This window comes from Bacillus sp. V3B, from assembly GCF_024494465.1.
GTDB lineage: Bacteria > Bacillota > Bacilli > Bacillales > Cytobacillaceae > Bacillus_BD.
Genome location: NZ_JAETXM010000028.1, coordinates 1 through 14451, shown reverse-complemented (window position 1 = coordinate 14451; position 14451 = coordinate 1). Strand labels below are relative to the sequence as shown.

Below are 14451 nucleotides of genomic sequence, written 5' to 3'. Positions count from 1 at the left end.
ATGGGCATTTATCAAAATGTTTGTCATAAGGTCGAGGATTTATTTGTAAAAACATTATCAAGAAAGCAAGATCAAGAAACTGTAAAAGCAAAGGTAAAAAAATATAGAAGCGAAAAAGAAAAAAGATTAGTTAAGCAAAATTAAAGTCGAAAACTAGTGGGCTTTCTTAAACAAATAACTTATAATTTATGAATCAGCCTGAATTCTCGTTGAAAATTCAGGCTGTTTAACTTTCCTAATAGCTGTGATACTAAGATTTAAAATTATCTTCTAACAATAATCCTCTCTACATTATCCCAGCCAAGATATTCATTTACATACGCTAATAATTCATCTAAATATGGCTCAACCCAACTTGGATTATTACCGTGATAGAGGATGATTTCCCATGTATCATAATATCTTCCACTTCTTCTTTCGCTAAAATGAATATCGCAAAAAGCTCGACAATGATAAATATGATTCATAATTCTCGCTATGATATTCGGAATAGAATCACTATCTACCATTTCAAATAAGACCATTTCTTTTGGTTTATTTAGTGGTGAGACAATCGATTGATAGTTGATTTCATTAACTCCTTTTAAACTGTTGCATTGTCTGCATAATGTTTGAAGATTAGATGGTACGTTTTTTCCACCCATGGCAACAGGTAGGATGTGGTCAATCTCCAGCGGGACTCCTCTTCTTCTTTCTTTTCCACAACAAAGACACTGATGGTTATCCCTTTGATATACTTGTTGTCTGATCTCTTCTGTTAAAACATTCAGCTCTTCTCCTGACCCAGAAACTGGATCAAGTCCTCCTTCTTCATCCCCACTTAAAACTCGGTTCATACAGTGATCGAAGGCTCTTTTAAAATACTGAAAATCTCCATAAAGTAATTTCCAAAGCATCCCTTCATGGTTAAATAGATTTTTTAAATATGTTAGCGCTTCCCGTGGTGGTGTATCTATTAAATCTTGTGCAATTTGCTCTAAATCATATCGGCTTCGTTCGTTAAAATTGACAAACTCTGGCTTCATTCCATTTTGGACAATATGTCTGATGATATTCGTTACATTAGAGGAAAGTATTCCATCTATATTATCTTCGTCCTTATCAAAATACTTGGAAATATAGTCTGATACGATGGTGTAAAAGTGTTCTTCCTCTAACTTTTCATCTGCCCATTCATTATGAGCTTCTTTTAATATTTGATTGATCAAACGTTCATATTTATGATGGTTAAAATCATAGACAACGATGCTTTCCATACAAGATACAAATTCTTCATTCCCATTTTCTTCGATGTAAGCCGTAAATTCTGTGGCATACCACCCTACTGGAATAAAAGAGAGATAAGGAGTTTCATAGTTTACAAAATCGATATCACGACTAGCCATTTGAACTAAATGAATAGAAATTGTATCGAAAGGATTTCTTCCATGGCGTTCTGTACCAATTTCCTTTGCTTCACCTATTTCAATAAAAGGAAGTGGCCGTTTCCAACGATCCATAAACAAAACAATGTTGGCAAAGTCTTTATCTTCACCACCACCTGCTTTTTTACCCCGTAGAGCTCGGCCAATCATTTGAGTGTATAAAATCGGGCTTGTTGTCTGTCTAGTGATCATGACCGTTTTCACATCAGGTACATCGACACCCTCCGTTAACATTTTTACATTCACAATGACCTCATATTTTCCGTCTCTAAAATCCTGCATAATTTTTTCATTTTCTTTATTACTTCGACGGCCTTGGCCATCTGCAAATAAAGTATCACTGTTTTCAATTTTAGAATAAACAGCATTTGCTCGAATCCCCTGCGATTTTAGTTTTTCAACGATATACTCACATTGAAACCATCGATCCGCAAAAATAATAGTTTTCCCATATTCTTCTCTATGATTTACATAATCACTAACAATATAATTGTTTCTTGCTGAATCATTGGCTAATTTTTCAATAATTACTTCTGGCAAATCCTTATGTTTCCTCATTAATCGATTATATAGTTGATCATCGACCTCAAACTCAATGCCCGTTTGTTTTTCGATATATTTTGGAACCGACAAAATACTGTTTGTCTGCAGTACATTTAGATCTGCTTGATAGCAAATACCCTGATCATAGATTTTTTGTAACCAACCACTAATTCGTTTATCCGTATGATAAGGAGTGGCTGTTAGCCCTAAGACATAAAGGTTTTTCATATTTTCCTTCATTGAAACGAGTAAAGTTCTGCAGCCATAGGCAGGTGTATGATGGGCCTCATCCACCACCACAAAAAACTCTTCATCTGAAAATTGATCGATGTATTGTCTAAATGGAGTATTTCTCGTATTCCCTTTTCCATCAGTTGCTTCTGTAAAATAAGCACGGATCGCGGTTTGAATCGTAGAAATGATAATATCATCTGAAGGTAAAATGCTACCGGCATTAGAGTGTTGCTGACTACTCGAAACGACTCGTAAATGAATGGTGTCTCGACCATTTATACTATGTAGTTCATTTCTAAAGGTCTGAGCGGCTTGATCTAATAGATAAGAAGATTGAGCTAACCATAATACTTTAATCCCTTTGGAAAGAATATTTCTACAAATCCAATTAACTGCTGTAAATGTTTTACCACCACCAGTAGGTAGCACTAACATGCTCCCTTTATATCCCCTGATAGGAGTAGGTAGTGTATTAGAAAGTTTTTCGAAAGACTCTATTTGATGTGGAAAAGGCTGTTTCTCTCCTCCTGCTTTTGTTTCTCTTATTTTCTCTATTTCATAAGTAGAGTATCCTGACATTATGTATTCTCCTTTAACGATCATGTGCGAAATATTTTACGAACAGTTACAGGTACCGTTCGTATTTTGAAACCTCCAGAATTATTCATTAGTACGTTATCCATTTTTATTATTAGATGGCAAATATTTTTAAATAGGCTGCTTAGATACTGCTAATTGGGTGCGATTCGAAAACAATATTGTAAAACATTCAGGAAATAAGTATCATAATATTATAGGAATATTATACCATTAAATTCTATCTTCAAGAGGTTTTTTAGTAGGTTACAAGGAGATTGTTATGATAGTTTTTGAAAGAAATGAAAATTTATAGACCTTTATTTACCGCTTTCCTACAGTTGTTCTATTGACACTCGCGATATGAGATATAGATGATCGAAACAAGATAGATTTGGAGTGATAAAAATGGAAAAAATTACAATACAACAAATTGAGCAGCTAAGAAAAGAGTTTCGTTCATATTTAGCCGAGACTCATCCTACTTGGAGCAATAACACTGTTTCTCTACACTATTCCGATGCATTTTTCGCTTATAACAATAATGTTGGTATCGACTTTTGGACATGCTTTATAGATAATACAACATTGAAAAACGCTCGTGACAAAATTCGTGATTTTCTCGCATCAGAAAAGCATTCTGATCGTGCAGAGGAGAGAGCTGAGGGCTATTTAGCTTCTATGAAATACTTGAAGACTTTTTTAGACGAACGACACAAAAATATATCAAAGGACTGGCGTGGTAAAGCTATGAGGGATACTTATTTAAAAACAGCCTTCCAGAATTGGATGCGCCGACAGAAAAAGGCAAACGGGGAACCGTATAAATCAAATTCGATTTCTGCCTATACATCTGCGTTAAAAAATGATACTGCTAAATTAAATATTGAAAACATACCTAACGATTTATTCCATATTACTTCTGTTGCTGAATTCGATGAGGTATATCCTATCATTACATCTGCACCGAATTTTAAAGAAATAGATGCATTTAATGGCAATGGGGCTTATTCCAAAGGATTGGTTCATTATGCTAAATTTCTGAAGGACCAAGAAGAGCCTTCCTCCTGGATATTTCAAGGAAACCCTAAATATTATGATGTGATCAGTGCCGTAAATGATCTTGAAACCATTACATGGGCTATCAATCAATATCCAAAACAAATCAAAAAAGAAGACAAAGCCTACATTTGGCTTTCCGGTTCCACTGGAGGGATCATTGCCGTCGGTACCATTCTTTGCGATCCAAAAATAACTCAACCAAATTTAGATGATCCATATAATCGCAGTGAGACTTTAAACAAGGAACCATATTTGGCTGTTGATATTCAGATTCAAAGCAAGCTCACCGATTCTATTGTGAAAAGAACTACTTTACTTGCTGATGAACGGACAAAACGGATGGAGATATTAACTTATCCAGGTGCAACCAATTTTCGTGTAAAAAAAGAAGAAGATACAGTAATTGAAAGTATTATTAGTGGAAATTATCAACGTATAGCGGCCACTACTCATACACCAGCTATTGTTAACGACAAGAAGCGTTATTGGATGTATGCTCCAGGGGAAAGTTCCAGATTGTGGGAAGAGTTTTACAACAAAGGCATCATGGGAATCGGATGGGAGGAACTCGGTAATCTGACACAATACCCCACTAAAGATGCGATGAAGACCAAAATGAAAGAAATCTATGGCATGGAATATTCGTATAAAAATGCGGGACATGCTACATGGCAATTCGCGAATGAAATTAAAATTGGTGATGTTATTATCGTAAAAAAGGGATTAACAAAAATCATCGGTCGCGGCATTGTGACATCGGATTATACTTTTGATGATTCAAGACAAGAGTATAATCATACTCGTTCTGTTCACTGGACTCATAAAGGTGAATGGGATCATGAAGGGCAAATTGTCTTGAAAACTCTCACAGATATAACACCTTATACAGACTACTACAAAAAGCTTGAAAATATGTTTGCTGAAGAAACAGATGATCAACTACCAGGGGAAGATGAAGAAATAAAGTATGAGAGCTACACGGCTGAAGACTTTTTATCCGAAGTGTATATGAACAAAGAACGGTATCACACACTTAAAAGCCTTCTGCGCAAAAAGAAAAACCTAATTTTATTAGGTGCACCCGGCGTTGGAAAAACGTTTGCTGCAGAACGACTGGCTTACTCTGTTATGGGTGAAAAAGATACTAGTCGTGTCATGATGGTGCAATTTCATCAGAGTTACAGCTATGAAGATTTCATTATGGGGTACCGCCCTGTCGAAAACGGCTTCTCCTTGTCCAAAGGGCCATTTTATCAATTCTGTAAGGAAGCAGAACCCGATGATCGCCCCTACTTTTTTATCATTGATGAAATTAACCGTGGAAACTTAAGTAAGATTTTTGGCGAATTATTAATGTTAATAGAAAATGATAAACGAGGCAAAGAATTACGTCTGCTCTATTCAGACGAACAATTCTCAGTACCAGAAAATGTGTATATTATTGGTATGATGAATACGGCAGACCGCAGTCTTGCCATGATGGACTATGCACTACGCCGTCGTTTTGCCTTTTTTGAATTTGAACCAGCTTTTGATAATGAAGTCTTCAAAAAGTATCAAATCCAAATAGCGAATGCAAAATTTGATCGTTTAATAGATACGGTTGTTACACTAAATGAGGTCATTGCAGAAGATGCGTCTCTGGGTAGTGGATTCCGTATCGGACACAGTTATTTTTCCTCTGATCATACTATTGATGATGAATGGCTATCTGAGGTCATGGAATATGAACTGATTCCCTTAATTAAAGAATACTGGTTTGACGAACCATCTAAGATCGAGCACTGGATGAGTAAACTCCGTGGTGCGATTCATGATTAAGGTAAAAAATATATACTATATGCTGTCTTATGCCTATCAAACACTAAATGAAGCAGGCCTTAAAAGCATTCAAGCAGAAGAATTTAAAAACCTCCATGATCTGATGGCAGCCATACTCATTAAGGGTGTAACCAACCAAATCAAACGTGGTTTACATAAAGATTACATAGGACTGTCTGAAGTCACAGGCAATTTACGCGGTAAAATCGATGTGACGAATTCGATTAAACAGAACACCCTATTGATGCGACGTATGGTTTGCCATTACGATCAATTTTCCGAAAACACGCCGTTAAATCAAATCGTCAAAACAACGATGCAGTTGCTTATTCGGTGTGGTGATGTTAAAGAAGGCAATCGCAAGGAATTACGCAAGCTAACGCTTTTTTTGGGAAATGTGGATACGCTCGACCCATACGCCATTAACTGGAATAGTATCATTTATCACCGTAATAGTGCTACGTACAAAATGCTGATCAACATCTGCCAGTTAGTCATTAAAGGTCTTTTAATGACTACTGAAAATGGTGAATATAAAATGAAGCAGCTTCTCGACGACCAACACATGCATCGATTGTATGAGAAATTCTTACTTGGCTATTTCAAAAAGGAATATCCTCAATATTCTGCCCGTGCTTCATATATTGACTGGAATGTGGACGACGGCATTACTGATTTTCTACCAGCTATGAAATCGGATATCACACTCACCTATGGTTCTAGAACACTGATTATTGATGCCAAATATTATGGTCGCACAATGCAAACACACGCTATGTTTAATAGCAAATCGATTATTTCTAGTAATCTATATCAAATTTTCGCTTATGTAAAAAACAAGGATCAGAATGGGAGAGGAAATGTAAGTGGCGTACTTTTATATGCAAAAACGGATGAAGACATTACTCCTGACAATGACTATCAAATTGGCGGAAATCGTTTCAGTATAAAGACACTAGACTTAGGAGCTGATTGGACAAAAATCGTTAACCAGCTTCATGCTGTAGCAAGACTGATTTGAGGCCATGAAAGAAATTGTGGATTGAGAACAAGATAAACTTATTAGTAATATATTCTCCACCTTTACTATAATTTAATGAGAGAATCTCCTCAAATGTACTTAGCCAACAGTGACAGGGACTGTTCGCTAGTAATAGAGATTGTGTTTCTTCATTATTTATTTGTTTAATCCAATGTATTCTAAACATGTTTTAATGGCATGTAACGGCAACGGATATGACGTCGCAGCATTATATTAAATAGAGGAATGGCGAAAACTTTGAAAAACCATTGCCAATTCTAGTCGACTTATTGTAGAGTGGCAAACGGGTATCTTAATTTCATACGAGTGCTCTTTTTGAAAAGGCTCGTTCGCCTTTTCTAGCTTGATCAGGAACGTTTTTGTCTTTCTCCTAGAGTTTGGACTGTTCGCTATACTCATGGAAACATAATCAGACCATTGAAAAAGACCTGATTTTCTCTCATACGGCAAGTCAACACTATCATAAATGCTCCATTCCGGTGTTTCTCTGAGTGCTCCGCTTTTCCGACGTATTTTCACAAACGAAAACATCTCTTCTTTTAGATGAATGGTATCGGACAATTGAATCTACCCGTTGGATATTTTACCGTTTTGTATCTATTCGGGCGGTGCCATGGTTATAATTCCTCCTCATTTTACTCTATGACACCTTCGGCAGTAAGGACTTTGTCATGTTTGTCAGACTCATCCAATGTCACCTGGCTTATATGAGATTCGTGTTCCTCAGAGCAGAAGTTTGTAGCCAGCTTCCTTCAGCAATACAACCTCGTACTACCTTGCCTTAAGCTACAGCTACTACTGCCTTCATTGTTCGTGACTTGCACCCTAGAGTCTGCATGCACCCATACTGGGCATACAAAAAAGTCTAGGCTCTCCAGACCTAGACTTTCCTCCATTATTTACTCACATACATAGTTTTAGAATTTTATACACATAAGCTTATAAGCTGTTGAATACTGTTTAAAGCCATTAACTATTACGTGGAAAAATTTTATTTTTTATACAATGTATTCTTATTTGTTTTAATTTATTTTACGCTTACCAGTCTTTCAGTTGTTTCTGCTGGCTCTCCGTAAAGTTCATACATTAACTTTTCATCTACCATCCAAAGTTTACCTGTTCTTTTAATTAATCCATTTTCGATTTCATTTTCAAGTTTTCCTCTATGTATTAAATTACGAATTGTGCCTTTTGGTTTGCTCCATTTTTCTTCCGCTTCCCCTGTTGTTAAATAAGGAAGTCGCTTAATTTCTTTTACAACTTTTTTATTCTTCTTTTTATCTATTTCTAACTTCACTAAATTTTCAACATTATAATCATTTTCAGTTTCTGTTTCATAAACTTCGCTATACAGAGCATTAAATAAAGACTCTATATAATGATCCCCTTCTGCCATTTCTTTTAATTTCTCTATATTGTACTTATCTCCATCCATTCCAAAGCCTGTATACCATTTGCCTTTAATGCAATAAGTTGTGATATAACCTTCTGTATATTCATCTGCATATCTTTTAGCCACTGCTAAAATTTCATCTGAAGTATACTTTTGATAAATTTCATTCTTTGTTAATCTAGATAGAATTTCATTATATGAAAATTTTGAAATAATTTCTTTTTCATCAAACCTTGTTAGAATATCTTGTTTATTAAAAAAGGACCTTTGTTTCATCACTTTTTCCCTCCATCCATTGATACTTTTCCGTTTAATGGCGTTAATTCATAAAATTAAAAGCATCTTCTAATTTCATTCTTAACACTTTAGCGTATTTTAAACATGCTAATTCGTATCAATTCATTTTTTACATTTCCGCACAAAATGATGAAGGGATGATAAAATTCTAACATCAGAATAATTATGTTGAGTACTTTCTTGGACATATAAATGGACTTCTTGTTGATTCCCATCTACGAACTCAACCATTGCATAATGTCCTTTAAATTTACTTCCATTCCTATTAAGGTCTCTTCTCAATCAATCATTTTCTCAATTTTTTTGCATTTCAACTATCTTTTTGAATACTCCTTTATTTAATTATTTACCGTTTATCAAACTCCCTACTCCCTTATCTGTTTGTCTCCAATATGTGTTACTTCAGTGTTACGTAATAACTACAATTTTATATTTCACAACTATTTCAAAAATAACATATCTTTCCACACTTACCTTTACCTTTTCTATTCTACGTAGATGATCTCCTAATTTCGTAAAGTATATTGTTTGCCTCTCTACAGGTTCTTTTCTCTGTTCAACTTTTTAACACGAAAAAACAAAAGGGAAAAATATACTATTTATGAGTTGAAGAATCACTTATTTTCTTTTATTCATAATTTGCTACGATTTCGAATCACTATTTTTCCTTGATACGACTGCATTTCGTTAAAGTTATAAATTTTTTTAAAAAAAATGGTTATAGATAAGGGAGAACCTGTCCATAATGCAAAACAGAAAGACAATATTACTTTTCTAGGAGGTGATCGATGTGGGAGAAAGCGCAGAAGAGTTCTTCGATCTGGGTAATGAGTTGGAAGCGTATCGTGAACGAAAGCGTAAAAAACAAGAATTGGACCCAGAAGAGCAAATGCTCCATGACACATGCGTTGACTTTGGTGTTGAATACAAATTGGTTAAAGACCTTTCTAAAGTGCAAGCAAGCTATAGAGGTAAGGTTTACAAGCTACGTATCAACGACACGTTTGACGAAATCTTCGATGAATTCCTCGAAGAGCATACGTAAGCGTATCAGCCCCTTCTTACGAGCCTTCTTGAAAGGTTCGTGAGCAAGGCGAACGATAATTTAGATAGTTTACAAAACAATAAAATCTAGTAAAGGAGGAAAAACCTCATGCTATACAATCGTGTATCCTTTAACAATTGGGGAGTCTACTACAAATTAAAAGAGTTTTACTTTGATGTAGAACCTGGCTCTAACCGAGTGATCATTCCAGTGGGTGGTCGAAGTGGTGAAGGGAAAACGACTCTTCTTAACGGAGTAAAAACAGCCTGGTTTGGTCCTCAAGCGGATTGCGTGAAAAGAGGAGCTTACAAGCAGTATATTAACAGCATGCTAAACAACAAGAGTAAAAACGAAGGTGATTTTAATTCTTACATTGAATTAGAGCTTTCTGTTCCGAATCATGAAGATGAAACAGATACCATCATCATTCGAAGAGAATGGGATTTATCAGAACCAAAAGAATTTGGTGAAACCTTAACCGTCACAATAAATGGAAAGGCCCCACCAGATTTTGAAGATAATCAAGATAAAAATATTTTCTTACAGACGTTGATGCCCCTAGAAACCAGCCAATTCTTTTTATTCGATGGGGAAAAAGTTCAATTGGTTGCAAACGATGATACATTCGACAAACAAATTGAAAACGCCATGATGGATACGTTGAATATTAGTAATTATGTCCATCTAGCGGAATCTTTAGACAAATTTATTAAAAAGAAAGAAAAAGAGTTAGATAAAAGTGTGGCTCACTCCCAACTAGCTAAATTATCCTCTGACATTTATCGCTTAAATGAGGAGAGTGAGTCAATCACCAGACAACTAAGAAATAAGGACATTGAATTTACGAATTTAAATGTTGAAATTAAGAAGCTTAACAGCTGGCTTATGAATAAAGGGTTAGCCTCTAACTTCCAACGTCCTATGTTACTCCGTAATTTGGAATCCATGGAAGTCAGAAAACGAGAACTAAGAAATAGAATCATTGAATATATGAGCGGGTCCCTTGCCAACATCATAATGGAACCCCTGCTAGTTGATATTAAAGACCAACTGGTAAAAGAAAAATGTTATATAGAAGAAATGACATTGGGTGAACAAACTGAGGCTATTTTTGATGAATTAGTTGCCCAATTAGAACATGAAGAGGTTGATCCCCCACTTTCTTCTTATCAAAAGAAAGTGATCAAACAGTTGCAGCGTAAGGTTTGGGAAACGACAATGAGTCCAAATAGTGTAGAGGAAGTTCCTCTGATTCATAACGATGCTATTTCTCATATAGAAATGGAACGATTTGAACGTGATTTAGAAGAGGCAATATCAAGTGCTTATTCTGGGTTATCTTCTTCTGAAGAAATTTCTGAGGAATACCGTACTTTATTAATTGAGATTGATAAAATTCAAACTCAATTAATGAGCCTTCCAAAGGATTCAGAAGTTCACTCTACTCAAGACGAACTTGCAAAACTTGAAGAGCAATATAATGAATTGAAAGCGGATATGAAAATGATGACTCTTCAATTGGAACAACTTAAGGTTCAGAGAGATTCGCTGATTATCCAAAGGAATGAAATGAAGAAAAAACTAGATTCCAAAAATAAATTGCTCAAAAAAATTGAAAAGGCGGAGAGTGTTCGTGATGTATTGCTCCACTTCGTAACGGTATTGAAAAAACGCAAAACGGAAGATGTGGAAAAATACCTAACAGAGATGTTCAAGAAACTCCACCGCAAGAAAGATTATGCTCGTAACTTCAAATTTGATCCTGTTACATTAAAGGTGACATTTGATAATGATTTAGACCAGGAGATTCATAAGAATAACCTTTCTCAATCAGAGAAACAAATTTATGCAGTGTCTTTTCTATGGGCGTTGCAAAAAGCATCAAAGCGTCAATACCCTGTGATCATCGATACACCATTAGGTCGTTTAGATGCAGAGCATAAACACAATATGTTAGAACACTATTTCCCTTATGCGGGTCCACAAGTTATTATCTTGTCTACTGAAGAGGAAATCTCTGTTAGTCGTAAGGGAATGATTAAACCGTTTATCGCAAGAGAATATCGATTAGAAATTTCTCCTGAAGATCACCATGAAGTACAAGTGGTCGATGGATATTTCAGATAAAGAGGTGAATATAGATGGCTGAAGCAACACGCTTTAGGTATAACCATGAAGCGGGAGAATATTATGAAGAATTAAAGGAACAGCGTTTTAAAAATTTGCATGATGACGAAAAGAAACGAGCTAAAATTATTTATACTATTGCATTTGCCAAAGGGATTGCTAATCTTCCACTCAACTTTGAGTGGATTAGCATTCCTGGTGAAAAGAAAGATGTTCGTCTAGAAGTCTTTGAAACACCAATCACTAATGCGATCATTCGCCAAAGATTCGGAGTAAAGGAATTGAGTCAGGACTTCAAACTAGAAGTGTATCGTGCAGCTATTGAACGTGGTTTATTGCTTTTGAAGAAGGAAGAAAGGGAAGATGGAGAACAGTTTTTCCTTTCCTTATTGAATCACAAAGGAAAAGTATCTATTGACGGATTAAATGAAACTGTTACTAAAGGGTCAGCGGATCGAATTGACATCCCTGTTCCTGAACGTGTAGAACCAATCGTTTTACGATTAGGTGAAGATGATGAAGGTAACCCAGTTGAAATTCACTATAATTCCAAAGAGCATAATCAATTTCTAGGAATCAGCGGAAAATCAGGTTCTGGTAAAACACAATTTTTCAAAGAACTTATCGCTCAACTTTCAGAACAAGCACCACATGTTTCTGTGACGGCTTTTGACATTGGAAAAGGTGATATTGCTGGAGATGACGAATTTCTGTTAGCAACTGGTATGGATGTGGTGGATGTTTATAATGATGGATTACCCTACAACCCTTTTTATATCGGTGAACCGAATCGTGAAAAAATTGAGGAGTTAAAAGATATTTTAATCTCTACTCAACCTAGAATTGGTACAGCTCAAGATATGAGACTTGTGTACCTTTTATATGAAATTTATGATAAATTCCCTGAGGCCGATGTGGAGACTGTCAATCAATTCATTAGAGAGAAATACGAAGAGGAAGGTATTAAACCAGATTCATTGTCACAGCTTTTCCATACTATGAGTGTCCATGGGATTTTTCCAGACAAAGATGATGAAGGACTTTTTCGTAACCTTTATGACAAACATGTTGTTTATGACTTACACAACATCGACGCTAAGATGAAAATCAAAGAATTAACCATGTTCTTCATCTTAAACAAACTTTATAAAGAAGCTCGTACGATGAACGAGGCAAAAGAGGACCCAGTAACAGGGATGAGGGAATTGCGTGCGGTAATTGTATTAGACGAAGCTCATAACTACCTCGGAGCTAACAATACCGTTTTAGAAAAAATGCTTCGTGAATTACGTTCAAAAGGTATCGGGATTATCATCCTTACTCAGGGTTATGGTGATTATGAACAAAGGAAATTTGACTATTCAAGTCAAATGAACTGGACCCTTCTTTTAAGATCCGATAATACAAGAACTTCTATTGAAAAAGCGTTAGGTGTTCCAAAAACGATTTCTGAAAATCTTCGTGAGTCAGTTACCCATGCTCCTACGGGACGAGTATATGCTAGAAAGTTCCGTGATGAGGATAAACATTACACAACGTGGCAAGCCAAACAGTTTTATCAACGCTTTATCAATTAAACAGTTAAACCTTAGAGGGAAAACACTCTAAGGTTTTTATCTGTGTCAACTCATAGAAAAGGTACCTGTCCCCCACTGCATTAAAGCACTGAGGGTCTGTAAGCATACCCCTGTCAAGTAGACACTTTTAAGTAGGGGTCAAGCCACTATATTTTGTTTATATTAATAGGGGTTTGACCTCTTAGTTTTTTCTGTCTTCTACGGTTATTATAAAATTCCATATAATCATTAATAACTTTGTGGACTTCCTGTTTTGTTTTTGGCTTATGAATACGCATAGTTTCTTCCTTAAGACGTCCAAAGAAGCTTTCTATTGGTGCGTTATCCCAACAGTTCGCTTTACGTGACATACTTTTAACCATATCTCGTTCGCATAAGTAATCTGTATAGTCATGAGATGTATATTGATGCCCCTGATCACTGTGGATGAGAGTTCCTTTGACCTCTCCTTTTATTACTGCTTTATCAAGCGTGTTTAAGACAAGGTCTTTATCATTTTGGTCACTAATATGATAACCGACTACTTCATTTGTACATAAATCAAGTATGACAGATAAATATAAACGAGTTAAACCAGTAGATAAATAGGTTAGTTATATCCGTGACCCATTTTTCAAAAGGTTTGTGTGCTTGAAAGTCACGATTTAATCTATTTTTACTTGTAAATCCTTCGTTTGTATAATTTTTCTTTTTCTTAAAGATCTGCGCTTTTAACCCGAGCTCTTTTTGAAGACGATAAACACGTTTATGATTAATAGGCTTGTCGACTAAAATATTTATCTCTTTCGTTAAACGTGGATAACCGTAAGTATGATTAAATGTTTTATCTAATGAAAAGATCCATTTTTTAATATACTCATCTTCTAATTGTTTAGTAGTAGGTGGTTGATTTAAGTGCTTCCTCCACTTATAAAACCCACTTTTAGAGACAGGTGCCATTAAACATAAATCGCATACTGAAAATTGAGAAGTGAGTTCTTCTATCATTTCGTAATGGTGTGTTTTAGTTAATCTGATCCCTCCTTTCGCAAGGCTAGTAGCTTTTTTAAATAGGCATTCTCCGCCTCTAAGAAAGCGATACGTTCATTGGCATCTTTGGGGTCTTCCCAGTACTCACTTGAGATTTCCGGTGTTTTCCTCTTAATTTTCCCTTTGGTTGGGTTCTTTCTAGGTTTTGGGTTAAAGGCCTCATCCCCTCTAGCCTCCTTCTCCTTCACCCAACGACGAACGCTCTCGTCAGAAGGTATCCTAACTCTGGATGTTCATTATAATACTTCACAATTTCTTCTTTAAATTCTTTTGAATATCTA

Annotated in this window: 12 protein-coding genes; 6 read left to right on the top strand and 6 right to left on the bottom strand. The window is 35.6% G+C overall.

Annotated elements, in window-relative coordinates; genetic code table 11:
• Nucleotides 1–144 carry a hypothetical protein gene (locus JMM81_RS19580; protein ID WP_256243221.1) on the top strand — a complete coding sequence of 48 codons (144 nt, stop codon included), beginning with the start codon at nt 1–3 and terminating at the stop codon, nt 142–144.
• Between the two features lie 119 nt (nt 145–263).
• Here JMM81_RS19580 and JMM81_RS19575 read toward each other — a convergent pair whose 3' ends face one another.
• The gene (locus tag JMM81_RS19575; RefSeq protein WP_256243220.1) at nt 264–2780 is read right to left on the bottom strand and encodes a DEAD/DEAH box helicase family protein; all 2517 of its coding nucleotides are present in this window, start codon (nt 2778–2780) and stop codon (nt 264–266) included.
• A gap of 405 nt (nt 2781–3185) precedes the next feature.
• Here JMM81_RS19575 and JMM81_RS19570 point away from each other — a divergent pair, with 405 nt between their 5' ends.
• Nucleotides 3186–5660: an AAA family ATPase gene (locus JMM81_RS19570; protein ID WP_256243219.1), complete on the top strand. Its 2475-nt coding sequence runs from the start codon at nt 3186–3188 to the stop codon at nt 5658–5660.
• The gene (gene mcrC, locus JMM81_RS19565; RefSeq protein ID WP_256243218.1) at nt 5653–6681 is read left to right on the top strand and encodes a 5-methylcytosine-specific restriction endonuclease system specificity protein McrC; all 1029 of its coding nucleotides are present in this window, start codon (nt 5653–5655) and stop codon (nt 6679–6681) included. Before JMM81_RS19570 ends, mcrC begins: the two co-directional genes overlap by 8 nt.
• Before the next feature lie 234 nt (nt 6682–6915).
• On the opposite strand, the gene JMM81_RS19560 is transcribed toward mcrC, so the two are convergent.
• Together JMM81_RS19560 and JMM81_RS19555 are read right to left on the bottom strand one after the other, a co-directional pair.
• Nucleotides 6916–7263 (bottom strand): hypothetical protein, encoded by a 348-nt coding sequence (locus JMM81_RS19560; protein ID WP_256243217.1) that lies wholly within the window; start codon nt 7261–7263, stop codon nt 6916–6918.
• A gap of 466 nt (nt 7264–7729) precedes the next feature.
• Complete coding sequence (locus tag JMM81_RS19555; protein ID WP_256243252.1) at nt 7730–8371, bottom strand: helix-turn-helix domain-containing protein; 642 nt, start codon at nt 8369–8371, stop codon at nt 7730–7732.
• 811 nt (nt 8372–9182) lie between these two features.
• Between JMM81_RS19555 and JMM81_RS19550 the strand changes: the two genes are divergently transcribed.
• The 3 genes from JMM81_RS19550 to JMM81_RS19540 all read left to right on the top strand — a co-directional run bounded on the left by JMM81_RS19550 (nt 9183) and on the right by JMM81_RS19540 (nt 13141).
• Nucleotides 9183–9437 carry a hypothetical protein gene (locus JMM81_RS19550; RefSeq protein ID WP_256243216.1) on the top strand — a complete coding sequence of 85 codons (255 nt, stop codon included), beginning with the start codon at nt 9183–9185 and terminating at the stop codon, nt 9435–9437.
• A gap of 108 nt (nt 9438–9545) precedes the next feature.
• Complete coding sequence (gene dndD, locus JMM81_RS19545; RefSeq protein WP_256243215.1) at nt 9546–11564, top strand: DNA sulfur modification protein DndD; 2019 nt, start codon at nt 9546–9548, stop codon at nt 11562–11564.
• 14 nt (nt 11565–11578) lie between these two features.
• Complete coding sequence (locus JMM81_RS19540) at nt 11579–13141, top strand: ATP-binding protein (protein WP_256243214.1); 1563 nt, start codon at nt 11579–11581, stop codon at nt 13139–13141.
• 146 nt (nt 13142–13287) lie between these two features.
• On the opposite strand, the gene JMM81_RS23180 is transcribed toward JMM81_RS19540, so the two are convergent.
• From JMM81_RS23180 to JMM81_RS19530, 3 genes are all read right to left on the bottom strand, one after another.
• Complete coding sequence (locus JMM81_RS23180; RefSeq protein ID WP_375162421.1) at nt 13288–13689, bottom strand: DDE-type integrase/transposase/recombinase; 402 nt, start codon at nt 13687–13689, stop codon at nt 13288–13290.
• Entirely contained in the window at nt 13682–14080 is a 399-nt protein-coding gene (locus JMM81_RS19535) for an IS3 family transposase (protein WP_256243213.1), read from the bottom strand. The genes JMM81_RS23180 and JMM81_RS19535 overlap by 8 nt, the downstream gene beginning before the upstream one ends.
• Before the next feature lie 68 nt (nt 14081–14148).
• Nucleotides 14149–14358, bottom strand: a complete 210-nt coding sequence (locus JMM81_RS19530; RefSeq protein ID WP_256243212.1) for a hypothetical protein — start codon at nt 14356–14358, stop codon at nt 14149–14151.
• Between the last annotated feature and the right edge of the window lie 93 nt (nt 14359–14451).

Bases quoted from the DNA above. Each gene is read 5' to 3' on its own strand.
- JMM81_RS19580 (WP_256243221.1), top strand. From the start codon at position 1: ATGGGCATTTATCAAAATGTTTGTCATAAGGTCGAGGATTTATTTGTA.
- JMM81_RS19575 (WP_256243220.1), bottom strand. From the start codon at position 2,780: ATGTCAGGATACTCTACTTATGAAATAGAGAAAATAAGAGAAACAAAA.
- JMM81_RS19570 (WP_256243219.1), top strand. From the start codon at position 3,186: ATGGAAAAAATTACAATACAACAAATTGAGCAGCTAAGAAAAGAGTTT.
- mcrC (WP_256243218.1), top strand. From the start codon at position 5,653: ATGATTAAGGTAAAAAATATATACTATATGCTGTCTTATGCCTATCAA.
- JMM81_RS19555 (WP_256243252.1), bottom strand. From the start codon at position 8,371: ATGAAACAAAGGTCCTTTTTTAATAAACAAGATATTCTAACAAGGTTT.
- dndD (WP_256243215.1), top strand. From the start codon at position 9,546: ATGCTATACAATCGTGTATCCTTTAACAATTGGGGAGTCTACTACAAA.
- JMM81_RS19540 (WP_256243214.1), top strand. From the start codon at position 11,579: ATGGCTGAAGCAACACGCTTTAGGTATAACCATGAAGCGGGAGAATAT.
- JMM81_RS19535 (WP_256243213.1), bottom strand. From the start codon at position 14,080: ATGGCACCTGTCTCTAAAAGTGGGTTTTATAAGTGGAGGAAGCACTTA.